1 pseudogene is annotated in these 406 nt (G+C 58.6%); it reads left to right on the forward strand.

Annotation, left to right across the window (positions count from 1 at the left end):
- Positions 1-281 (forward strand): annotated as a pseudogene (locus RM572_RS29515) (TauD/TfdA family dioxygenase); the annotation flags it as partial.
- Positions 282-406 lie beyond the last annotated feature (125 nt).

Raw genomic sequence — 406 nt, forward strand, 5'->3', positions numbered from 1 at the left:
TCCTCTACATCTGCGCGTCAGGCACCACCAAGATCGAGGACGGGCACGGAGACGTGCTGGATCCTGCTGTTCTGCAACAACTCATGACTGCCACCGGACAGCTCGATCCGGATTTCATGTCGCCGTTCATCCATGCCCAACACTATGAGGTCGGCGATGTTGTGTTGTGGGACAACCGGGTCCTGATGCACCGGGCGAAACACGGCACGACACCAGGAACATTGACGACTCATCGGCTGACCATGCTGGACGGCCTCACGACACCGGGATATGGGGTATGACCATGAGCACCGCCGAGACGCTGTCTGTGGCAACGAGTGGATACGGCATCACACACATGGCGCCGATCGCCGAGGATCTGCTGGTCAAAGTGCTGGAACCCTATTCCTACAAGGGGTGCCGCTAT

It is taken from the genome of Streptomyces hazeniae (assembly GCF_031845485.1).
GTDB lineage: Bacteria > Actinomycetota > Actinomycetes > Streptomycetales > Streptomycetaceae > Streptomyces > Streptomyces hazeniae.